We start from the raw sequence: 4,512 nt of genomic DNA on the forward strand, positions 1-4,512 counted from the left end.
AAATTAAGCTAATATTTATTAAACTGCAAGAAGCAGGAGGAGAAAAATGATTCGTATTACAGAAAAGGAAATTCAAAAATATGAAATAGAGCATATAAATGAAGTGCGCCGAATGGCTCCAGAATGTACAGTCCTTCTAAAAAGTGATGGAACACTTCCATGGAGGCAGAAAGGTGAAATTGCTCTTTATGGAAGTGGTGCCAGAAAGACGATTAAAGGCGGAACTGGTTCAGGTGATGTAAATGTCCGGTATTTTATTACGGTGGAGGAAGGTCTGAGAAATGCTGGATATAAAATTACATCCGACCAGTGGCTTGATAATTATGACAATATAATTATCAATGCTTCTAAAGAATTTGTTGACAAGAATCGAAATGAAGCAATTGCAGCAGGAATTAATCCTGAATTCTATATGTTGGGAAAGGCATTGCCAGAACCGGAATACACACTACCCTTAGATGCAAAGGGAGAAGCTGCTATCTATGTGGTTTCTCGCAATTCCGGGGAAGGCGCAGACCGTGAATCGATAGAAGGTGATATTAATCTGACTTCTACAGAGATTAGGGATATCTTGGCTGCCAATGATAAATATGAAAATTTTGTACTAGTGCTGAATGTGGGAGGAATGGTGAACCTTGAACCGGTTTTGAAAATTAAAAATATTCTACTTCTGGGACAGATTGGAACGCCTACAGGGGATGTATTAGCTGATTTATTGATTGGGAAAAGTTATCCTTCCGGAAAGCTTACAATGTCATGGGCGAATATCGAAGATTATCCCTCGACCGAAGGATTTGGTAATCCCGACGATACTATTTATCGTGAAGGAATATACGTTGGTTATCGATTTTTTGACTCGATGAATTTGAACCCCATATATCCATTTGGATACGGGTTAGGGTATGCAGATTTTTCAATAACTCCGAATGACTTTGAAATTGATGGAGATATGATTTCCCTGTCAGTTGTTGTAAAGAATATAGGAAAAGTAGTTGGTAAAGAGGTTGTTCAAGTTTATTATTCTGCACCTGAAGGAAAAATGGAGCAGCCTTACCAGCAGCTGGCTAGTTTTGCAAAAACAAAAGAATTAGAACCTAACGAGGAACAGGAAATTACGGTATCCTTTTCCGTTGATACTATGGCATCTTATGATGAAGAATATGCAACGTATATATTAGAGCAAGGGGATTACCTGATTCGCGTGGGAAACCATTCCAGAAATACACATATTTGTGGGATTCTTCGACTAAATCAGAATATCACAACTCAAAAATTAAAAAATATATGCCCGGGATGGATCTTTGATGAAATCAAGCTGGAGAAGAGAAAGTTTTCTTACGAGAAAGAATCAAAGGAGAGAAGTGTAGCTAAAGTTATTTTATTAACTCCAAATCAAGTTACATGTCAAGAAAAAAATTATCATGATATACCGGTGGAGTTGCCTCAGAAAGATTTCTGTAGCTGGGAGGAAGTAAAAAAACATCCGGAAAAACTAAAGAATTTTGTGGGAAATCTGACAGAGGAAGATTTAGCAAGTCTTTGCGTCGGTTCTGGAGCTGAGAGTACCGGTGAGTTATCTTCCATTATTGGGAATGCATCGGAAATTGTAGCAGGGGCATCAGGAGAAACAACACATCGTTTATCGAATCAGAATGTTGGGGCTCTTATTATGGCAGATGGTCCAGCAGGGATAAGAATCAGTAAAAAGTATAAAATAATAGATGGAATAGCGAAAGCTTGTGATGATTCTCCATCGGTTATAATGTTGGATTCTGAAATAAAAAATGAGCAGAATATAAACGTAAACGAAGAAAAGATACTGCAGGATGAAAATAAATTCTATCAGTTCTGTACTGCGATTCCAATTGGAACCTGTCTTGCGCAGAGTTGGAATGTTCAGTTATGCGAGAAAATAGGGGATCTTATAGGAAGTGAGATGGAAATGTTCGGTATAAATCTGTGGCTAGCACCTGCGATGAATATTCAAAGATCGCCTCTTTGTGGACGTAATTTTGAATATTATTCCGAGGATCCTGTTATCAGTGGGATGATAGCAGCGGCAGTGACGAATGGAGTACAGCGCCATAAGGGGTGCGGAACAACAGCAAAACATTTTGCTTGTAACAATCAGGAGACTAATCGATATGGTTCGAATAGTATTGTAAAAGAACGAGCTCTGCGTGAAATATATCTGAAGGGATTTGAAATATGTGTTCGACAATCGCAGCCACGTTCAATTATGACCTCATATAATCTTATTAACGGAAAGCGTACTTGTAACAGAACAGATCTTTTGACAAGTGTTCTTCGGGATGAATGGGGATATGAAGGGATTGTAGTAACAGATTGGTTTTCAACACAGAGATTTTTAGATGATTCAAAAAATAAATATGCCGCGGGATCTTCCGCCGGATGCGTTCGGGCCGGGAATGACATTACTATGCCTGGAAGTCCTTGGGATCGTGATGATATCTTAGATGCATTAAGGAACACAGAGAATAACTATCCTATTACAAAGGCACATTTACAAAGATGTGCAATGCGGATTCTCCATTGTATTTTGTTTATGGACATTAAAATATAAAGTCACTATAAAAGAAAAAATAAAAGAAGTGTAAAACCTAGTAGAATAAAAGAAGAACTAATAAATATAGCAGGCGAAATGACTGGTATAGGTGATTAATTTAATCGATATAAATTGAGTTATTTAAAGAGGCTTGTAATAGTTTAGTTAACAGTCGGTTAGATTATCTGTTTGGAATGTCAAGACTTTTATGAACAAAAAGATAAGTTAATTTTGTGAAAGTAGAAATTCATCTGGTGTTTTATAGCCCAAACTAGAATGTATTCTTTTTACGGTAAAGTAATTTTCTAGTTAGTCTACAAGCTGTATGACCACCTCTGATTTGTTCTCAAAACCGTATTTGTTTAATACTTCTCGTTTTAAGTGATTTATAAAGTGAATCCATAACAGCGTTATCATAGGGCATGCCTTTTCTTGAATGGCTCAGTAAAAGTCTATTTGCTTGAATTATTTCAAAAAAACGATGACTCTTATAATGAATGCCTTGGTTCACATGATAATTAATCCAGCTTTTGGATGTTCCTTAAGAAGAGCTGTTTCTAAATTTTCAATAACTAATTCATCTCTCATATGATCGTCGATGCGGTAGCTAATCACTTGGCGTGAATAAGCATCAATATAAGTACTGAGGTAAAGGGTATCTTCGGCAGTGAGTATATGTAACTAATACCTCCAAAATACACAGAGTTAGGGGATTTATCGGGAAAATTCTTATTTATCAAGTTCTTTGCGCACTACAACCACCAGTTTTTTGTCTCCGATATTTTCGGCGAACACCTGGAGTGTAGAGTCCTTGAGCATGAAGAAGTCTAGCAATTCGCCTACGACTGATTGTTAATTTTGTAAAATAAATTTGATTATTCTGGATCCATAATGTCCTTTATGTCCAAGAAAAATTTCTTTCAAAAGTTAAGCTAATGTTTTGTTTTCAATTTCAAGGTTTGATCGATCCCGACGACAGAACAAATAATAGCCTCCGCGTGAGATATGAAGGCAACGACTAGCCTCTGAAATAGATAGCGTTCTTCGAGGATGGTTTACAAACTAAAAAATTACCGGAGTCTTCTTGAAAGAAAAAGGAAGACTTCGAACTTTTTTTAGGAGTTCCACTTCTTCCCTTAATTGTTTCTTCTCTTTTGTAAGCGTTATATAGGACGACTCCTTTCTTGTGTGCTTCGAAAAACGTTGAGGTGCCAATAGTTAGTAATTATGAAATTAGTTAACACTTAAAAAAGCCAAACTATTATTTTACGATAAAGATTATCTGAGTTATTTTTGTAAATTCAGAGGATTGATTCTTTAATTAGTCTTACTTTATTGGGTGGACTTATCTATCATTTTGCTAATATAGTCTGCCATTTCTTTTGTATTTTCTTTCATGCCTGTATTTATCCAGTATGATAGTATCCCTGCACATCCATTAGCCACAAAATAATAAAGCCAATCTTCTCTTTGATTAGAGTTCCCTCGTAATAACACTTCAAAATATGGATGTGCCTCTTTATAAAACATATTCAAAATACGAGATGGCAAACCAGTATCCCCATTATCAGAAGCAACTGTAAGATATAAGTCACTCTCATTCTTGATTTTCATAAACATTTTTTCAAACATTGTAGACATACTTTTTCCTTGAGCTTCTCGAACAAGTTGCTTTAGCTGATCAATCATTTCTGATTCTATCCTTTCAAGTAAATCAAAACAATCCTTATAGTGTTTATAAAATGTTGCACGATTTATTTCAGCTCTATCACAAACATCCTTAACAGTTACCTTATTAACAGGCTTCTCATTGATGAGCGATATAAAACTTTTTTTTATTGCCATTCTTGTATATCGAATGCGAGCGTCAGTCTTCATTTTATACCTACCTTGAAAATTATTTTAAAGTTAATCAACACGTTAGCATAAAATGGTGAATATATTTC

General features: G+C 35.8%; 2 protein-coding genes. One reads left to right on the plus strand and one right to left on the minus strand.

Translation table 11 applies throughout. The features are described 5' to 3' along the window. Positions 1–46: 46 nt before the first annotated feature. Positions 47–2,584: a glycoside hydrolase family 3 protein gene (locus A5868_RS06865; RefSeq protein ID WP_087654108.1), complete on the plus strand. Its 2,538-nt coding sequence runs from the start codon at positions 47–49 to the stop codon at positions 2,582–2,584. Positions 2,585–3,898: 1,314 nt separating this feature from the next. Here the strand turns inward: A5868_RS06865 and A5868_RS06870 are convergent. Then, positions 3,899–4,444 carry a TetR/AcrR family transcriptional regulator gene (locus A5868_RS06870; protein WP_087654109.1) on the minus strand — a complete coding sequence of 182 codons (546 nt, stop codon included), beginning with the start codon at positions 4,442–4,444 and terminating at the stop codon, positions 3,899–3,901. Positions 4,445–4,512: the final 68 nt, after the last annotated feature.

The sequence above is a fragment of the Enterococcus sp. 12F9_DIV0723 genome (assembly GCF_002174375.1).
In the GTDB taxonomy this organism is placed as follows: Bacteria; Bacillota; Bacilli; order Lactobacillales; family Enterococcaceae; genus Enterococcus_A; species Enterococcus_A gilvus.

Coding starts and splice junctions, on each gene's coding strand:
- A5868_RS06870 (WP_087654109.1), bottom strand. CDS start 4,444: ATGAAGACTGACGCTCGCATTCGATATACAAGAATGGCAATAAAAAAA.
- A5868_RS06865 (WP_087654108.1), top strand. CDS start 47: ATGATTCGTATTACAGAAAAGGAAATTCAAAAATATGAAATAGAGCAT.